Origin of the sequence: Streptomyces pratensis (genome assembly GCF_037137275.1) — a bacterium.
In the GTDB taxonomy this organism is placed as follows: Bacteria; Actinomycetota; Actinomycetes; order Streptomycetales; family Streptomycetaceae; genus Streptomyces; species Streptomyces pratensis_B.
The window spans coordinates 254,074-270,533 of sequence record NZ_JBBBEN010000093.1 but is presented as its reverse complement, the minus strand read 5'-3'; the positions used below and the strand labels follow the sequence as shown (position 1 = coordinate 270,533).

The window sequence follows — 16,460 nt, the reverse complement described above, 5'->3', positions numbered from 1 at the left end:
GTGGGGGTCCCCTCCAGTGATGCCAGGAGCCGGAGATCTTCCGGTCTTGGCATGCGCATGGTGACCCGGATTTCAGGGCGTCACAAGGGGGCCGTTCCGGCCGTGCCCGCCGCCTCCCCCTCCTCGGCGCCGCGGAAGATGTGGCGGCGCCCCCACTCCCCCAGGGGGCCCAGCGCCTCGTTCAGCGAGTGGCCGAGCGGGGTGAGCGAATACTCCACGCGCGGCGGCACCTCGGCATACACCTCGCGGTGCACGATGCCGTCCTCCTCCAGCTCCCTGAGATGGGAGCTGAGCACCTTCTCCGTCACTCCGGGCACGGCCCGGCGCAGCTCACCGAAGCGGCACGTCCGCTCGCTCAGCGCCCACAGGATGAGCACCTTCCACTTGCCGCCGATGACGTCCATCGCCGCGTCGATCCCACAGACGAAAGCCCCCGGCCTCCGCACGATCCGCATCGCCCACCCCTCCCCAACCGGACACTGACCGCGAGGTGACCACCCACTCGACAGTGCGTGCTCGTCGCCCCCGGCGCCTTCCAGCAGCCTAATCGGCATGTCCGACAACAGCGCCGCACCCGCCCCTGTGACCCTGCTCGGCCTCGGCGCCATGGGCGCCGCCCTCGCGCCCGCCGCCGGCTCGCGGCCGGCCACCCCCTGACCGTCTGGAACCGCAGCCCCGGCCGGAGCTCCCGACTCGCCGCCGCGGGCNCCGCCGCGGAGGCGGCGGCGGTGGCGGCGAGCCCGCTCGTCGTCGCCTGCCTCCTGGACGGCGCCTCGGTCCGCGAGGCGCTGGCCGACGCCGACCTGGCCGGCGAGGACCTGGTCGACCTCACCACCTCCACCCCGGCCGAGGCACGCCGCCGTGCCGCCTGGGCGCAGGAGCGCGGCGCCCGCTTCCTGGACGGCGGGATCATGGCCGTACCGGCGATGATCGACGCGCCGGGGCCCGGCGCCTACGTCCTCTACAGCGGCTCGCGCGACCTCTTCGACGCCCGCCGCGAGGTGCTGGCCGCGCCCGCCGCCCCGGCACGTCGGCACGGACCCCGGTCTGGCCGCGCTGAACGACGTGGCGCTGCTCAGCGCGATGACCGCCATGTTCGCCGGGGCCCGGCACGCGTTCGCCCTGGTGCGGGACGCGGACGCGAACCGGGAGGAGTTCGGCGCCCTGCTGGTGGAGTGGCTCTCGGCGATGGCCCCGCACTCCGCCGCCCTGTTCGGGGGCGCCCCGGCTCCGGAGGACGCGACCAGCCCCGCCGTGGCGGGGTCCGGGGACGCCGCGCTGATCCGGACAGCTCGGGAGCAGGGCGTCGACACGGCCCTGCTGACCGCCTCCGCGAGCGCGGTGAACGGGGCCCCCGCGGCCTGAGGCCTCGGCGCGGGCGGCGCGGGTCGCCGGGGAGGGGGTTCCGGCGCGTCAGGTCCTCGGTCCGAAGTCCCCGTCCGCCCGTCCGGGCAGATCGGACCGCGGTCGGAGGCCTTCCCGCACCCCGTGTGCGTACGGTCGGTGCATGACACTCGACCTCGACGCCTACGTCGCCCGCATCGGCTGGACCGGAGAGCTCCGCCCCACGACGGACGTGCTGCGCTCGCTGCACCGCGCCCATCTGACGGGCATCCCGTTCGAGAACCTGGAGGCCCTGCTCGGTTCCGCGCCCTCGCTGGCGCTCGCCGACCTGGAGGCGAAGCTCGTCCGCGGCGGGCGCGGCGGGTACTGCTACGAGCACAACACCCTCTTCTCGGCCGCCCTGAAGCAGATCGGCTTCTCCGTGACGCCGCTGACGGCCCGGGTGGTGCTCGGCGCGGCCCCCGGGGACATCCGCCCCCGGACGCACATGCTGATGCGGGTGGACGTGCCCGGGGAGCGGCAGGCGTATCTGGCGGACGTCGGCTTCGGCACGGTCGGGGCCCTGCTGGAGCCGATCGAGCTGGTGGAGGGCGCGGAGCTGTTCGACGCCCCCCGCCACCACCGCCTCGTCCACGCGCCGCACGACGGCCCCTTGCCGCTGTGGGAGCTGCACGCGGAGAAGGGGGGCTCCTGGGAGCCGCAGTACGCCTTCACCCTGGAGCCGTTCGAGGCCCCGGACTACGAGGTGATCAACTGGCACATCGCGACGAACCCGCACTCGCCGTTCAGCCAGGCGGTGTACGCGCAGCTCACCCGGGCCGACTCCCACCTGGCGCTGTCGGGACTCGACCTGGTGGAGACCGCGGACGACGGGACGATCGTGGAACGGCAGCTGAAGGACGGCGCGGAGGCGCTGCGCGTCCTGGCGGACGACTTCGGCATCCGGCTCCCGGAAGGCGCCCGGCTGCCCGAATGAGCGCGCCGGGCCCCGGTGGGGCGGCCCGGTGCGCCGGGCGGCACGCGGAGACGGGCGCACGCGCGGGGCGGAAGCACGCCGGTGCGTGCCCGCGCGGAAGACGGGCCCGCACCCGGGGCGCGCTCGGCTCGCCCCCGGCGGGACCCGGACGGGACCCGCGTGGCGCATCTCACCCCCACCGGCGGGCCACGCCCCAATCCAAGCCGGGACGCCGTCGCGACCGGGCGATTTCACGGCCCGGAGCGGCGGCGGCCATGGCGATGGAAGACGGCGGGGCGCGGTCCTGCCCCCCGGACACGGCGGGCTCGGAGCAATCCCCGCGCCCCCGGCGAAACGCGGCCGTAAGCTCGCGGACATGCAGGTCAACCAGTCCACGAAGCTCGCCAACGTCTGCTACGAGATCCGGGGCCCCGTGCTGGAGGAGGCGATGCGGCTGGAAGCGGCCGGTCAGCGCATCCTCAAGCTGAACACGGGCAACCCCGCCGCGTTCGGGTTCGAGTGCCCGCCGGAGATCCTGGAAGACATCCTGCGCAACGTCGCGGGGGCGCACGGCTACGGCGACGCGAAGGGCCTGCTCACCGCGCGGCGCGCGGTGACCCAGCATTACCAGACCAAGGGGATCGAGCTCGACGTCGAGGACGTCTACCTGGGCAACGGCGTCTCCGAGCTGATCCAGATGTCGATGCAGGCGCTGCTGGACGACGGCGACGAGGTGCTCGTACCGGCCCCCGACTATCCGCTCTGGACCGCCTCCGTCTCCCTGGCGGGCGGGACGGCCGTGCACTACCGGTGCGACGAGCAGGCCGACTGGATGCCGGACCTCGCCGACATCGAGCGGAAGGTCACCGACCGGACCAAGGCCCTGGTGATCATCAACCCGAACAACCCCACCGGGGCGGTGTACGACGACGCGATGCTGCGCGGGCTCACCGAGATCGCCCGGCGGCACAACCTGATCGTGTGCTCCGACGAGATCTACGACCGGATTCTCTACGACGGCGCGACGCACACCCCCACGGCGGCGCTCGCCCCCGACCTGATGGTGCTGACGTTCAACGGGCTGTCGAAGAACTACCGGGTGGCCGGCTACCGCTCCGGGTGGATGGCCGTCTGCGGCCCGAAGGCGCACGCCACCTCGTACATCGAGGGACTGACGATCCTCGCCAACATGCGGCTGTGCGCGAACATGCCCGCGCAGCACGCCGTGGCCACCGCGCTCGGCGGCCGGCAGTCGATCGAGGACCTGGTGCTGCCCGGCGGCCGCATCCTGGAACAGCGGGACGTGGCGTACGACCTGCTCACCTCGATTCCGGGGGTGACCTGCGTGAAGCCCAAGGGGGCGCTGTACCTGTTCCCCCGGCTCGACCCCAAGGTCTACCCGATCAAGGACGACCGGCAGATGGTTCTCGACCTGCTGCGGGCCGAGCGGATCATGGTCGTCCAGGGCACCGGCTTCAACTGGCCCGAGCCCGACCACTTCAGGATCGTCACGCTTCCGACGGCCGAGGACCTGACCGACGCCATGACACGGATCGGTACATTCCTGGACGGTTACGGACAGCCGTAGGGCGACCACTCTCCAGGATCGTGCGTAACTTTAGACTGAATCCAATGTAGGCTGGTCCCACGCACCACCGGGAGGCCATCCATGTACGAGCCGATCCGCAGCACATCGGTCCACACGCCCGTCGACGACGCGGACTTTCCGCACCGCAGCCGCGGGGAGGAGCTGGACATCCAGCTCGCCGGACACCTGGCCGCCCTGCTCGCGGTCACGGACGAGCTGGGCCTCGGCGCGGCGGGCGACCGCATCGCCGAGCAGGTGGCGCGGCTGCGCGGCGCGCCGCCCGCCCGGCACGCCGGGCGGACCGACGCCGCACCGGCCGACCTCCACCGCCGCGCCCACGCCCTCGCGGGGCGCTCGCTGGTGGTGGCCGCGTCGCGTGCCGACACGACCGCCGCCATCCTCTCCGCCGAGCGGATGGACGCCCACACCGCGGCGCTCGCCGCCGACGCCGGCGCCGCCTCCACGGGAGAGCTGGTCGGCGCCCACTGACGGCCCCGGCCCGCGTGCCGCAAAGGCGTGCGGGCCGGGTGCCACGCCCCCGGCCGGCGTCCCGTCCGGCCCTGGGCCGTTGCGTACTGGGATGGCCCCTTCATCTGCCGTCCACCCGGCGCCGACCGGAATGTGGGTTTCCGCGAGCACGCTGTTCGAGTGAGACGCATCGTGGGAATCGTCCTGGCGGTCCTGTTGATCGGCGGCGTGGCCGCTGCCGTCGCGGCAGGCCGCGGCAGCCCGGTCGGCGGCGCCGCGGCGAAGACCGTGCGCGGGGTCATCGGGTCGGAGAAGGCCGAGTTCTTCGGCGACCCCGACACCGTGGAGGCCCTCGCGGCTCACGGGTTCACCGTCCGGACGGAGACCTCCGGCTCCTGGACCATGGACCGGCTCCCCCTGAAGGGGTACGACTTCGCGTTCCCCGGCTCGAAGGCCCCGGCCGACGAACTGCGCCGCGGCTTCGAGTCCCGGGGCGGCCCGCTGCGGCCGTTCTACTCGCCGCTCGTCGTCGTCGCGCACCGCAACGCCGCCGAGGTCCTCGCCGCCAACGGGCTGGCCCGGCTGGACACCGGCGGCGGCTCGGCGTTCACCACGCGGGGAACGCTGCTGATGGGCCCGTATCTGGCGGCGGCCGAGGACGACCGGACCTGGCAGCAGCTAGAAGAGGCGGACGGGCATGCCGAGTTGAGCGGCACGATGTTCATCACGAGCACCGACCCCGTCGCCTCCAACTCGGGCGCCCTCTACCTCGCCGCCGCCTCCTACGTGGCCGACGGCGGCCGGGTGGCCACGGACGCGGCGGCCGTCGACCGCACCGCGCCGCTGATGCGCAAACTCATCCAGGTGCAGGGCGCCCAGCAGACCGGCAGCGACGCACCGTTCCGGGACTTCGTCAGCGGGGTCGGCAACCCCCTCGTCCTGGTCTACGAGTCCCAGGTGGCCTCGCTGTTGCTGCGGAGCCGGCCGCAGGAGATCGGTGACCTCGTGGTCCTCTACCCGGACACCACGGTCTCCAGCGACCACACCCTCGTACCGCTGACCGACCGCGGCCGGGAACTCGGCGAGCTGCTCTCCACCGACCCCGAGCTGCGGCAGCTCGCGGTGCGGCACGGCTTCCGGCCCCAGGGCGCGGCGGCCGAGTTCGTGACCGCCACCGCCGACCACGCCGACTACATCGACCAGCGGCTCACCGGAGTGCGCCAGGCTCCCGTGCCCACGGCGGAGGTGCTGCGCTCGATGGCCGTACGGGCCCGCGGCTGAGGGCAGGGGACACCACCGAACGCCCCTACGCAGGCCCGCCCCGGGCCCTGCGCCCCGCCAGCCCCGACGCCTCTCCCGCACCGCACCGCACCCGCCTCCCAGGAGACCTCCGCCATGCCCCAGGACGCACCGCGGCCGTTCGACCCGCCGACCGCCCCGCTCGTGCTCACCCCGCCCGGCCCCGTCGCCCCCGTCCGCGCCGAACAGGCCGCCGGACTGGTCCCGGTCGAGGACGCCGTGCGCGCCGACATGGCCCGGCGCGCCGAGGAGTACGTCGCCTCCCTGGCCGGTCTCGACCCCCGCTCCCCCGCATTCGGCGCCCGCGTCGGCGAGATCACCGCGCTCGGGCAGGGCGAGATCCGCGGGGCCGCCCAGCAGTCCAACCGGATGCTGGACCGCACCGTCCGCTCGCTGGCCTCCGGCGGGGGCGGCGCCCAGGCCCGCGTCGGGGCCTCACTGGCCGAGCTGCGCCGCACGGTGGAGGACCTCGACCCGCGGGACGCGCCGGGGCGCGGGGCCCGGCGGCTGCTGTCCCGGCTGCCCGGCGGGAACCGGCTGCGCGACCACGTCGCGAAGTACGCGTCCGCCCGGGGCGCCCTCGACCGGATCGTCGGCTCGCTCCGCGGCGCCCAGGACGAACTGCGCCGCGACAACGTGGCGCTGCACACCGAACGCACCCGGCTCTGGGAGTCCATGGGCAAGCTCCAGGAGTACGCGGTGCTCACCGACGCCCTGGACGGCGTCGTGGAGCGGCTGGTCGCGGAGGCCGAGGCGGCGGGCGATCCGGCCCGGGCGGACGCGCTGCGGGCGGACGTCCTCTTTCCCGTACGGCAGAAGCACCAGGACCTGCTGACCCAGATCGCCCTCTGCGGACAGGGCTATCTGGCGATGGACGTGGTGCGGCGCGACAACGACGAACTCATCAAGGGTGTCGACCGGGCGGCCACCACCACCGTCTCCGCGCTGCGGATCGCCGTGATGCTGTCCTCGGCGCTGGAGAGCCAGCGCAAGGTCACCGAGCAGGTGCGGGTGCTGCGGTCGACGACGGAAGAGCTGATCCTGGGCAACGCGGAGATGCTGGCCGCCCAGAACGGGGAGATCCAGCGCATCGCGGCCGAACCGGCGGTCGGTGTCGAGACGCTGCGGACGGCGTTCGGGCAGATCTACGCGACGCTGGACGCCATCGACACGTACAAGGCGCGGGCGACCGGGACGATGGCCGCCACCGTGGAGTCGCTCACCGCCGAACTCGCCGGGGCGAGCGCCCGGTTGGAGCGCAGCCGAGCCCTCGGCCCGACCCCGGACGGAGACCGCTCATGACGACACGCCCGCAGGCCCGCCCCGGCCTCCCGGTCCGCTTCGGCCTCCCTGCCCGGCTCGGCTTCCTGGCCCGCCTCGACTCGCCGACACCCGTCGGCCCCCCGCCGGCCGACCGGCCGGCGGGCAGCCCGCCCGCCCGTCGCCGCGTCCGGCGCCTTCTCGTCTCCCTGCTCGTCACCGGGCTGCTCGTCCCGCTCGCCGCCTGCGGTCGGGACGGCGAGGAGGAAAGGGGCGGAGGCCGCCGGGACGCCGACGACGGGCGTCCGCGCACCGGCACGCTACGGGTGCTGGCCTCCAGCGAACTCAGCGATATGAAGCCTCTGTTGGAGGCGGCCCGCAAGGCGACCGGGATCACCGTGCGGCCCACCTGGACGGGCACGCTGGAGGCGGTCGAGCGGCTGGAGTCCGGGGCGGCGGACGGGGCGTTCGACGCGGTGTGGCTCTCGTCCAACGACTACCTCCGACTGCACCCGGAGGCCGCACGCAAAATCGCCTCCGAGACCCCGCTGATGGCCTCCCCGGTCGCACTCGGGGTGCGGAACGCGGCGGTGCGGCGGCTCGGCTGGGACCCGGAGCGGGTCAGCTGGGCGCAGGTCCACCAGGCGGTCACGGCCGGGAAGCTGACGTACGGGATGACCGACCCGAAGCGCTCCAACTCCGGTTTCTCCGCGCTGATCTCGGTGGCCTCCGGGCTCTCCGGCGCACAGGCGGCGCTCACGGACGCCGATGTCCGCGGCGCCGGGCCCCGGCTGAAGGAGTTCTTCGCGGGGCAGCGCCTCACCTCGGGTTCCTCCGGGTGGCTGGCCGACGCCTACGCCCGGCGCTCCGGTGTGGACGCGCTGATCAACTACGAGTCGGTGCTGCTGTCGCTGAACCGGGACAGCGGCGCCGGGCTGACGGTGATCCGCCCCCGGGACGGGGTGGTGACCGCCGACTACCCGCTCAGCGCGCTCACCGGGGCCACGCCCGCCGCACGGGACGCGGTGGGGACACTGGCCGCGCACTTCCGGACGGCGGCGGCGCAACGGGAGATCACGGCGCGCACCCTGCGCCGCCCGGTGGTCGTGTCGGCCCGCCCCGCCGAACCGCTCTCCCCCGAGCAGCGTCGCGAACTGCCCTTCCCCGGCTCGCGATCGGTCGCGGACGGACTGCTGTCCGCGTACGAGCACCGGCTGCGGCGTCCTTCGCGGACCGTGTACGTCCTGGACACCTCGGGTTCGATGAAGGGGCGGCGGCTGGCCCGGCTGAAATCCGCACTGACCGGGCTGACCGGGGAATTCCGTCAACGCGAGGAGGTCACGCTGCTGCCGTTCGGCTCCACCGTCAAGCGGGTGCGCACGCACACGGTCGACCCGGCCGACCCGAAGGCGGGCCCGGCGGCGATCCGGGCGGACACCGCCGCGCTGACGGCCGAGGGGGACACCGCGATCTACTCGTCGCTCGCCGCGGCCTACGACCACCTGGGCCCGGACACCGCGTCCTCGTTCACCTCCATCGTGCTGATGACGGACGGCGAGAACACGGCGGGCCGGTCGGCGGCGGACTTCTCGTCGTTCTACCGGGCCCTGCCCGGGTCCCGGCGGGCCACCCCGGTCTTCCCGGTCGTCTTCGGCGACTCCGACCGCTCGGAGCTGGCCGCCATCGCCGCACTGACCGGCGGCCGGCTCTTCGACGGGTCGAAGGAGCACGGCCCCGGCTCGCTGGACGGGGCGTTCGAGGAGATCCGTGGCTACCAGTAGGCCGGTGGCGGGCCGGCTCCTGGTCTACGTGGAGTCGGCCCGCAACCTCACCGGCAGCGTCTTCGCCCTGGGCGGGCTGGCCGGTACGTTCACCGGGGTGGCGGGCCCGTACTGGCCGGTCGTCGTCGGCGGACTGTACGGGGCGGGCGCGCTGCTCGCCCCGCCGCGGCGAACACCCGCACCGGCGTTCGACGAGCCGTCGTGCCGGCTGGACGAGCTGCGGGCCGACCTCGGGACGCTGCGGGCGTATCTGGACGGGGTGGACCTGCCGCCCGACGCGACGGAGCGGCTCGCCGGGCTGACCGGGCTGTTGGAGGGGCTGCTGGCCCCCGGCCGGGCCTCAGAGGCGCTGGCGGACGATCCGGAGGGGGCGCATGTGCTGGCGAGGGCGGTGCGCCGGGACGTCCCGGAGTCCGTCGACGCGTATCTGCGGACCCGGTGGTGGACGCGGCTCGCGCCGGGCGGGCGGGCGCCGGAGGAGGAGCTGGAGCGGCAGCTGTCGCTGCTGCACGCGGAGGCGCGGGCGCTGGTGGAAGGGGTGCGCGAGGCGGAGGAGCTGCGTCAGCGTTCCCATACGAAATACCTGGAGGACCGGGGCGGGGGCGCTCCGTAGGACGTGCGGCCGTGCCGCCGCCCGGCGCGGCGACGGGTGCGCAGGCCCGCGGCATGAGCGGCCCCCGGAACCGTGAGGGGGTTCCGGGGGCCGGGCCGCGGCGGGTCGTCGGCCCCACAGGTCAGGGCGGATGTCCGATGGACCCGGCCGCGGAGCTGGGGCGGGCCGGCGCGGAGCCGCGCCGGCCCCGGGGGGATCAGCCCAGGCGCTCGACGAGCGCGTGGTACTCGTCCCACAGCTCCTTGGGCGTGTGGTCGCCGAAGGTGTTGAGGTGCTCGGGGATCAGGGCGGCCTCCTCGCGCCAGACCTTCTTGTCGACCGTGAGCAGGAAGTCGAGGTCGGCCTCGGAGAGGTCCAGCCCCTCGGTGTCGAGCGCGCCCTTGGCCGGCAGGATGCCGATCGGGGTCTCGACGCCCTCGCCCTTGCCCTCCAGGCGCTCCACGATCCACTTCAGGACGCGGCTGTTCTCGCCGAAGCCGGGCCAGACGAACTTCCCGGCCTCGTTCTTGCGGAACCAGTTCACGTAGTAGATCTTCGGGAGCTTGGAGGCGTCCCTGCCGGCCCCGACCTTCACCCAGTGCTTCATGTAGTCGCCCATGTTGTAGCCGCAGAACGGCAGCATGGCGAACGGGTCGCGGCGCAGCTCGCCGACCTTGCCCTCGGCGGCGGCGGTCTTCTCGGAGGCGACGTTGGCTCCCAGGAAGACGCCGTGCTGCCAGTCGAAGGACTCGGTGACCAGCGGGACGGCGGAGGCCCTGCGGCCGCCGAAGAGGATGGCTGAGATCGGCACGCCCCTGGGGTCCTCCCACTCCGGCGCGATGATCGGGCACTGTCCGGCCGGGACGGTGAAGCGGGCGTTCGGGTGGGCGGCGGGCGTGGTGGACTCGGGGGTCCAGTCGTTGCCCTTCCAGTCCGTGAGGTGGGCGGGCGCCTCCTCGGTCATGCCCTCCCACCAGACGTCGCCGTCGTCGGTGAGGGCGACGTTGGTGAAGACGGAGTTGCCCCACATGGTCTTCATGGCGTTGGCGTTGGTGTGCTCGCCGGTGCCGGGCGCGACGCCGAAGAATCCGGCCTCGGGGTTGATGGCGTAGAGGCGGCCGTCCTCCCCGAACCGCATCCAGGCGATGTCGTCGCCGACGGTCTCCACGGTCCAGCCGGGGATCGTGGGCTCCAGCATGGCGAGGTTCGTCTTGCCGCAGGCGCTCGGGAACGCGGCCGCGATGTACTTGGGGGTCGCCGACTCGCCGGGCGGCGGCGTCAGCTTCAGGATGAGCATGTGCTCGGCGAGCCAGCCCTCGTCACGGGCCATGACGGAGGCGATGCGCAGTGCGTAGCACTTCTTGCCGAGCAGGGCGTTGCCGCCGTAGCCGGAGCCGTAGGACCAGATCTCGCGGTCCTCGGGGAAGTGCGAGATGTACTTGGTGGAGTTGCACGGCCACGGGACGTCCTCCTCGCCCTCGGCCAGCGGGGCGCCGAGGGTGTGGACGGCCTTGACGAAGAAGCCGTCCTCGCCCAGCTCGTCCAGGACGGCCTGGCCCATGCGGGTCATGGTGCGCATGGAGACGGCGACGTAGGCGGAGTCGGTGATCTCGACGCCGATCGCGGAGAGCGGTGAGCCGACGGGGCCCATGCAGAAGGGCACGACGTACATGGTGCGGCCGCGCATGGAGCCGCGGAAGACACCCTGCTCACCGGTGAAGACCGCCCGCATCTCGGCGGGGTCCTTCCAGTGGTTGGTTGGCCCGGCGTCCTTCTCCTCCTTGGAGCAGATGAACGTACGGTCCTCGACGCGGGCGACGTCGGTGGGGTCGGAGGCGGCGTAGTAGGAGTTCGGCCGCTTGGCCTCGTCGAGCTTGGTGAACGTGCCCTTGGCGACGAGCTCCCCGCACAGGCGCTCGTACTCGGTCTCGGAGCCGTCGCACCAGACCACCCGGTCCGGCTCCGTGACGGCTGCGATCTCGTCGACCCAGGAGACCAGCTCCCGGTGATGGGTGGGGACAGTGAGGGGAGCCGCGATGTCGCGCGCCACGATCGCTCCTAGTTGAGGGTGTCAGTTGTCTGAAGGCCCCGTGGGGGCTGCGACCCGGATGCCTTCGAATTCCCCTGGCGCTCATCCGGTGCCGACTGCACTCATTTGATCATCCGGCCCTTCCGCCCATCTGTCCAGGGGGCCTCACACGTGAGCATCGCCACTCGTTTGCGCCCCATATCCGCTACCTACGGCCGCGTAGGTAGCATGCGAACATGACTGAAGCCGCCGCCGTCACCACGACCAAGGGCCCCGTCGCGCTCGACCCCGTCCCCGTCAAACCCCGGATGCGCGGCTGGCTGCACGCCGGGATGTTCCCCGCGGTGGTGATCGCCGGGGCGGTCCTGGTCGCCCTGACCGACAGCACCGTGGGCCGGATCGCCTGCGCGGTGTACACGCTCTCCGCCTGCCTGCTGTTCGGGGTCAGCGCGGTCTACCACCGCGGCACCTGGGGGCCGCGCGGAGAGGCGGTGCTCCGCCGCCTGGACCACGCCAACATCTTCCTGATCATCGCGGGCACCTACACCCCGCTGACGCTGCTCCTGCTCCCGGAGTCGACCGCACGGCCCCTGCTGTGGGCCATCTGGGCGGCCGCGGCGGCGGGCATCGCCTTCCGGGTGTTCTGGGTCGGCGCGCCTCGCTGGCTCTACACCCCCTGCTACATCGCGATGGGGTGGGCGGCGGTCTTCTTCCTGCCCGACTTCCTGCGGACCGGCGGGGTCGCGGTCCTGGTCCTCGTCGTGGTCGGCGGGCTGCTCTACAGCGCGGGCGGCGTGATCTACGGGATCAAGAAGCCGAACCCGTCACCGCGCTGGTTCGGCTTCCACGAGGTCTTCCACTCGCTGACGCTGGCGGCCTTCATCGCGCACTACGTCGGCATCTTCCTGGTCGCCTACGAGCACGGATAGGCGGTGCGGGGACGGGTGAGGGGCCGGTCGACCGACCNCCGGCCCCTCACCCGTCCAGCGCCCGGCGTGCGCCCGCTCAGCCGTCCAGCTTCTCCGCCAGCTCGGCCGCGTCCGTCGTCGGCGCTTCGCACACGAAGTGGCGGCAGACGTACGCCGTCGGCTCCCCGCCCACCAGCGGCCGGTCGCCCAGCAGCGGGAACTCGGCCCCTGCCTGCGGCCCCTCGCCCACCGCGACCACCGCGCCCGGAGCCCGGCCCAGCAGCGCCGTACGGTGCAGCTCACCGCCGACCGGACCGGCGACGGCCACCTCACGGGGGCCGTCCAGCAGCGCTTCGGCCACCGCGAGTCCCCAGCCGATGAACCGGGAGGCGCGCGGGCCCAGCGCCTTCACCACGCCGAGCGCCCCCTCGGCCGCGGCGCGGTGCGCCTCCGAGCCGGTGTACGCCGCGTAGGAGAGCAGCGCGCCCGCGGCGGCCGTCCACCCGGCCGGGGTGGCGCCGTCCGTGGGGTCCTGGGGGCGGCGGATCAGCCGCTCCGCGTCGTGCGCGGTGTCGTAGAGCTGGCCGCCCTCCCCGGTGAACTGCTCCAGCACGATGTCCAGCAGGAATCCGGCGAACTCCAGCCACACGCCCTCGCCGGTCACGGCCGCCAGCGCGAGGAACCCCTCGGCGACGTCGCCGTAGTCCTCCAGCACCCCGGCGTTGTCGCCGGCGCGCCCGTCCCTGGACGTCCGCGCCAGCCGCGCCACCTCACCCAGATGCACCCGGACCAGCAGGTCAGCGGCCTCGGTGGCCCGCTCGACGAGGTCGGGCCGGTCGAAGTACGCCCCCGTCTCCGCGAGCGCGGCGATCGCCAGCCCGTTCCAGGCGGCCACCACCTTGTCGTCCCGGCCCGGTCGCGGCCGCTCCTCGCGTGCCGCCAGCAGCCTGGCCCGTACGTCCGCGGCGCGCCCGGCGTCCACGGGGCGCGCCTCGCCCGGGAGCCGCAGCACGGAGGAGCCCTCCTCGAAGGTGCCCTCCTCCGTGACGCCGAAGTGCACGGCGGCGAAGACCGCGTCCTCCTCGCCCAGCACCTCGCGCAGCTGCGCGGGCGTCCACACGTAGTAGGCCCCCTCGACGTGCCGGCCGTCGGCGTCCTCGCTGTCCGCGTCCAGCGCGGAGGCGAAGCCGCCCTCGGCGGTGCGCAGCTCACGCACCATGAAATCGGCGGTCTCCAGGGCGATCCGGCGAGCCTCCTCCGACCCGGTGGTACGCCACAGGTGGGCGTACACCCGGCACAGCAGGGCGTTGTCGTACAGCATCTTCTCGAAGTGCGGGACGATCCACTCCCGGTCCACGGAGTAACGCGCGAAGCCGCCGCCGAGCTGGTCGTAGATCCCGCCCCGGGCCATCGCGGAACAGGTGTCGGCGGCCATCTGGAGCGCGCCCTCGGCCCCGGTGCGGGCGTAGTGGCGCAGCAGGAACTCGATCGCCATGGAGGGCGGGAACTTGGGGGCCCCGCCGAAACCGCCGTACTGCTCGTCGTACTCACGGGTCAGCCCGAGGAGCGCCTGCGCGGTCTCCTGCTCACCGGGGACGCCGTCGCCGCCGTGGGCCAGTGAACGGCCGGCGAGGTCGGCGACGATCCGCCCGGCCACCTCTGCGACCTCCCCGCGGCGATCGGTCCACGCGGCCCGCACCCCTTCGAGGACCTGCCGGAAGGAGGGGGAGCCGTGCCGGGGGGCGGGCGGGAAGTAGGTCCCGAAGTAGAAGGGCTCTGCGTCCGGGGTGAGGAAGACGGTCATCGGCCAGCCGCCGTGCCCGGTGGCCGCCTGGACGGCCTCCATGTAGACGGCGTCGACGTCGGGCCGCTCCTCGCGGTCGACCTTCACCGGGACGAAGTGCTCGTTGAGGAAGGCGGCCACGGCCTCGTCCTCGAACGACTCGTGCGCCATCACGTGGCACCAGTGGCAGGCGGAATAGCCGACCGACAGCAGAACGGGGACTTCGCGCCGTTTCGCCTCCTCGAACGCCTCCGGTCCCCACGGCCACCAGTCGACCGGATTGTCAGCGTGCTGAAGCAGATAAGGCGAGGTCACACCAGCCAACCGGTTCATACGACCCAGCCTCTCACAGCGCCTGCCGCGACCGGCGAAACACTGACGAGCCAGCCTCACCTGGCCCTGGACTCCGCCGCGGGCCCGGACTGGAACGCCGACACGGACTTCGACGTCCGCCTGCAGGACGTTCCCCCCGGGACAGCCGACCGGCAGCGGTACCGGTGCGTCCGCCACCGCGCTTCCCCGGTGCCGCTCGGCCGGCGAGCCTGCGGTGCGGAGGCGCTCCCGGTGAACTGCCGGAATCCTTGCGTCATATGCCTGCCGGGTGACACTGTTCGCACGATTGACCAGACGTGCGGCCACCAGGAACTGCAGGCGGGGATGGACGAGCAGGCGTTCGACGCCTTTTATGCCGGGAGCGTGGGGCGGCTCATCGGCCAGCTGTACGCCATGACCGGCGACCGCGCCGAGGCGCAGGACGTGGTGCAGGAAGCCTTCGTCCGGGCCTGGGAGTACCGGGCCCGGCTGGACGCGGACGGTGCGCCCGAGGCGTGGGTGCGCACCGTGGCCTGGCGGTTGGCGGTCAGCCGGTGGCGGCGCGTGCGTACCGCGCTCTCCTTCGCGCGGCGCCAGGGCCCGCCCCCGAACGTGCCTCCGCCGGACACCCACCATGTGCTGCTGGTGCAGGCGCTGCGGCAGATCCCCGCGGCGCAGCGGCGGGTCATCGTGCTCCACCACCTGTGTGATCTGGAGGTGAAGCAGGTGGCCGCAGAGGTCGACTGCCCCGTCGGTACGGTCAAGGCCCAGCTGAGCCGGGGGCGGGCCGCGCTGGCGAGGATTCTGGCCGATACTGAGCTGGACCGGCGGGCGGGGCGAGTTCCGGAGGTGGAGCATGGGTGACGGGACCGGCTTGGACGATCACCTGGCCGACCTTGCCGCCTCGGGGCAGCGGTTCGCCGTGCCGCTGGCCGCGGAGCAGATCCGGGTGCGCGGTGACCGGCGCCGGCGGCGCAAGCGGGCGGCCCGGGTATCGGGCGGCGTGCTGCTGGCGGCCGCGGTCGCCGTGGGAGGCCTGTCCCTGGTCCGGACCGGCGAGGAGCCGGCGCCGACCGCCGCGAAGCCGACGCCCTCGTGGAGCACCGCCCCCTTCGTGCCCCCGGCGCCGTCCCCGGGCGAGGAGTACGCCAGCGAGATCGGCTATGTGTACGGCGCGACGGTGGTGGACGGCATGGTCCAGGTCACCGTCGAGCAGCTTCGCGCCGAGGGGGGTACAGCCGTTCCCACCGGAGTGGTGCACCAGCTGACCCTGCCGCCGCAGACCCCGGTCGAGGCGGAGCAGGCGGCCGCGGGAGAGCCCGGGGATGTGCGGTTGGGGGAGCTGGTGGACCGGCTGAGCGGCGGGCCGCGGTGGGTGTTCGCCCTCGACTACGACGGCGAGGGGCGCGTGCAGTCGCTGCGGGAAGCGGTCTGGCTGACCGTCGGGTGAGACCGGAAGAAGTCCGGCCGGGACGCAACCCGGGGGGCGGGGTGAGGCGTAGACACCGTGTAACCCGACCACCTCCGTTCCCAGGGAGCACGTTGCATGTCTGTCTCACCCCGCCGGACGACCCTGCGCCTGCTCGCCGCCGTCGCCTGCGGCACGCTCGTCCTGACCGGATGCGGCGGGAAGGGCCAGGAGCCCGCCGATGACTCCGCCGCGGTCGCGGCGACGGGCGCCCCCTCGTCCGGCGGCGGGACGGCCGCTTTGTCCGGCGGCGGTGGGGGGTCGCAGGACGCGCCGACTTCGCCGGGCAAGGCCGCGTGGGCCGGCGCCAAGCGGTTCGTCACGATCGACCGGGCCTGGACCGAGGGCGGGCTGACCCACCTGTCGGTGCGCCCCGCCCAGAAGAAGGCCAGACCTCAGTTCGACACGTGGGAGGTCGTCCCCGGTACGGGAGCCTTCACCACGGTGACTCTGGCCGAGGACGCTCGGGTGCTGCTGACGAGCCCGGTCCGCGGCGAGGGCCCGTCCGACGCCGGCAAGGGCGAGCCTGTGCCGTCCTCCCACACCGAGTTCGTCGCCCTGCTGAAGCAGCTGGACTCCGGGCTCTCCGCAGGCATCGGGTACGACCTGAGCTTCGACGGAGAGGGCCGGGTGGCCAGGCTCCAGTCGCAGTACAAGCCGTGAGCCCCACACG

General features: G+C 73.5%; 14 protein-coding genes and 1 pseudogene. 12 read left to right on the top strand and 3 right to left on the bottom strand.

What is annotated here, in order from left to right; all coding sequences use genetic code 11:
• Positions 1 to 80 precede the first annotated feature (80 nt).
• Positions 81 to 455 carry a winged helix-turn-helix transcriptional regulator gene (locus V9U70_RS20585; protein WP_336677284.1) on the bottom strand — a complete coding sequence of 125 codons (375 nt, stop codon included), beginning with the start codon at positions 453 to 455 and terminating at the stop codon, positions 81 to 83.
• Positions 456 to 552: 97 nt separating this feature from the next.
• Between V9U70_RS20585 and V9U70_RS20580 the strand changes: the two are divergent.
• From V9U70_RS20580 to V9U70_RS20545, 8 genes and pseudogenes are all read left to right on the top strand, one after another.
• A pseudogene (locus V9U70_RS20580) lies at positions 553 to 1,365 on the top strand (NAD(P)-binding domain-containing protein).
• 142 nt (positions 1,366 to 1,507) lie between these two features.
• Positions 1,508 to 2,320: an arylamine N-acetyltransferase family protein gene (locus tag V9U70_RS20575; RefSeq protein WP_336677282.1), complete on the top strand. Its 813-nt coding sequence runs from the start codon at positions 1,508 to 1,510 to the stop codon at positions 2,318 to 2,320.
• 355 nt (positions 2,321 to 2,675) lie between these two features.
• Entirely contained in the window at positions 2,676 to 3,887 is a 1,212-nt protein-coding gene (locus V9U70_RS20570; RefSeq protein ID WP_336677280.1) for a pyridoxal phosphate-dependent aminotransferase, read from the top strand.
• 81 nt (positions 3,888 to 3,968) lie between these two features.
• Complete coding sequence (locus tag V9U70_RS20565) at positions 3,969 to 4,376, top strand: SCO4983 family protein (RefSeq protein WP_336677278.1); 408 nt, start codon at positions 3,969 to 3,971, stop codon at positions 4,374 to 4,376.
• Positions 4,377 to 4,508: 132 nt separating this feature from the next.
• Entirely contained in the window at positions 4,509 to 5,636 is a 1,128-nt protein-coding gene (locus tag V9U70_RS20560) for a hypothetical protein (protein WP_336677277.1), read from the top strand.
• Positions 5,637 to 5,750: 114 nt separating this feature from the next.
• Positions 5,751 to 6,956, top strand: coding sequence for a toxic anion resistance protein (locus tag V9U70_RS20555; protein WP_336677275.1), 1,206 nt, complete (start codon positions 5,751 to 5,753; stop codon positions 6,954 to 6,956).
• Positions 6,953 to 8,695 (top strand): vWA domain-containing protein, encoded by a 1,743-nt coding sequence (locus tag V9U70_RS20550; protein ID WP_336677274.1) that lies wholly within the window; start codon positions 6,953 to 6,955, stop codon positions 8,693 to 8,695. The genes V9U70_RS20555 and V9U70_RS20550 overlap by 4 nt, the downstream gene beginning before the upstream one ends.
• Entirely contained in the window at positions 8,682 to 9,308 is a 627-nt protein-coding gene (locus V9U70_RS20545; RefSeq protein ID WP_336677272.1) for a hypothetical protein, read from the top strand. The genes V9U70_RS20550 and V9U70_RS20545 overlap by 14 nt, the downstream gene beginning before the upstream one ends.
• Before the next feature lie 196 nt (positions 9,309 to 9,504).
• Here V9U70_RS20545 and V9U70_RS20540 read toward each other — a convergent pair whose 3' ends face one another.
• On the bottom strand, positions 9,505 to 11,337 hold the full coding sequence (locus tag V9U70_RS20540; protein ID WP_336677270.1) for a phosphoenolpyruvate carboxykinase (GTP): 1,833 nt from the start codon (positions 11,335 to 11,337) through the stop codon (positions 9,505 to 9,507).
• 215 nt (positions 11,338 to 11,552) lie between these two features.
• Between V9U70_RS20540 and trhA the strand changes: the two genes are divergently transcribed.
• Positions 11,553 to 12,245 (top strand): PAQR family membrane homeostasis protein TrhA, encoded by a 693-nt coding sequence (trhA, locus tag V9U70_RS20535; RefSeq protein WP_336677268.1) that lies wholly within the window; start codon positions 11,553 to 11,555, stop codon positions 12,243 to 12,245.
• A gap of 76 nt (positions 12,246 to 12,321) precedes the next feature.
• On the opposite strand, the gene V9U70_RS20530 is transcribed toward trhA, so the two are convergent.
• Entirely contained in the window at positions 12,322 to 14,340 is a 2,019-nt protein-coding gene (locus V9U70_RS20530; protein ID WP_336677266.1) for a thioredoxin domain-containing protein, read from the bottom strand.
• A 324-nt stretch (positions 14,341 to 14,664) separates the two neighbouring features.
• Between V9U70_RS20530 and V9U70_RS20525 the strand changes: the two genes are divergently transcribed.
• From V9U70_RS20525 to V9U70_RS20515, 3 genes are all read left to right on the top strand, one after another.
• Positions 14,665 to 15,183: a SigE family RNA polymerase sigma factor gene (locus V9U70_RS20525; RefSeq protein ID WP_336677264.1), complete on the top strand. Its 519-nt coding sequence runs from the start codon at positions 14,665 to 14,667 to the stop codon at positions 15,181 to 15,183.
• Positions 15,176 to 15,769, top strand: a complete 594-nt coding sequence (locus V9U70_RS20520; protein WP_336677262.1) for a hypothetical protein — start codon at positions 15,176 to 15,178, stop codon at positions 15,767 to 15,769. Before V9U70_RS20525 ends, V9U70_RS20520 begins: the two co-directional genes overlap by 8 nt.
• Positions 15,770 to 15,865: 96 nt before the next feature.
• The gene (locus V9U70_RS20515) at positions 15,866 to 16,450 is read left to right on the top strand and encodes a hypothetical protein (RefSeq protein WP_336677260.1); all 585 of its coding nucleotides are present in this window, start codon (positions 15,866 to 15,868) and stop codon (positions 16,448 to 16,450) included.
• Positions 16,451 to 16,460 lie beyond the last annotated feature (10 nt).